The organism is Streptomyces sp. H27-D2 (assembly GCF_035828615.1).
In the GTDB taxonomy this organism is placed as follows: domain Bacteria; phylum Actinomycetota; class Actinomycetes; order Streptomycetales; family Streptomycetaceae; genus Streptomyces.
The window spans coordinates 1-1,317 of record NZ_JAYMZR010000213.1 but is presented as its reverse complement, the minus strand read 5'-3'; the positions used below and the strand labels follow the sequence as shown (position 1 = coordinate 1,317).

The window sequence follows — 1,317 nt, the reverse complement described above, 5'->3', positions numbered from 1 at the left end:
AACCGGCCCACCGTCGCGGAGGCGTGGCGGCCCTCGCCGCGTTGTCCCTCATACCGGTGCTCGCCGCGCCGGCCGTCGCGGTGCCGCGGGGGGACAGTCCCTCCCTTCCGGGAATGCCCTCCGCCGTCGCCGCCGGGCAGCCGTGCACTCCGGCGTCCAAGAAGAGTTCGTCCCAACTCCCTTGGGCACAAAGCTTTCTGAATCTCCCTCAGGCGTGGCAGCTCACGCGCGGCGCCGGGGTGACCGTCGCCGTCGTCGACACTGGCGGGGACAGCGAGCGGGTGCCGTCGCTGGCCGGCCGGGTCACCGCGGGACCGGACGTGGTCTCGGGAGGCGCCGCGCGGGACGACTGCGTGGGGCACGGCACCTTCCTCGCCGGAATCGTGGCGGGACGCAAGCTCGACGGGACGCGGACGGCCGGTGTCGCGCCGGAGGCGAAGGTGCTGGCCATCCGGGCCACCGACAAGCGCGGCGTGACGTCCCCCGGCGCGCTGGCGAAGGGCGTCAGGGCCGCCACGGAATCCGGCGCCCGGGTCATCGACGTCGCGCTGAGCTCCGGCACCTCGTCGGCCGCCCTCAGGACGGCGGTCCGCGCGGCGCAGGACAAGGGCGCGCTGGTGATCGCCCCGGCCGCCGCCGAGGACGGGGGCAAGGGGCCTTCCTACCCGGCCGCGCTGCCCGGCGTACTGGCCGTCTCCTCCGTCGGGCCCGGCGGAGCGATCCCGGACACGGCTGGCGCGGCGGACGGCGCGGAGGCCGGGGTGAAGGGGGCCGCCGCGCCGCGGCTGTCCGCGCCCGGGGTCTCCGTGACGGGCCCGGGTCCGGGCGGACCGGGTCAGTTCACCGGCGGCGGCGACGCGGTGGCCGGCGCGTTCGTCTCCGGGACGGCGGCCCTGGTGATCTCCTACCACCCGCGTCTGACGGCGCGGCAGGTCGCGCACCGGCTGGAGAGCACGGCGTACGGCGCGAGCGGCGACGCGCTCGATCCGATTGTCGGCCGGGGTACGGTCGACCCGGTGCAGGCGGTCTCGGCCGTACTGCCCGAGGAGCACGCACGGCCCGCCGCCGCTCCCGCCGTGCACCCGCCGGCCGCGATGCCGCCGGCGCGTTCGTCCGACGCGCGGGACCGGTCCGTCCTGGTGGCCGTCGGGGCGGGCCTGGCGATCCTGCTGATCGCCGCGCTGGGCGGGGTACTGCCGCGCGGTCGCCGCCGCGGCTGGCGCGCGGGGCGCGCCACGGGCTGACGCTCGCGCGGCGGCACGCCGGTCCGGTCCGGACTGCGCCCACCCAACCCGACCCGACCCGACCCGACCCGAA

Annotated in this window: 1 protein-coding gene; it reads left to right on the top strand. The window is 77.8% G+C overall.

Annotated features, from left to right (window positions below; translation table 11 throughout):
* Positions 1 to 1,244 (top strand): S8 family serine peptidase (locus QMK28_RS33945; protein WP_326443548.1); only part of this gene is annotated, 1,244 nt, incomplete at its 5' end.
* Positions 1,245 to 1,317 lie beyond the last annotated feature (73 nt).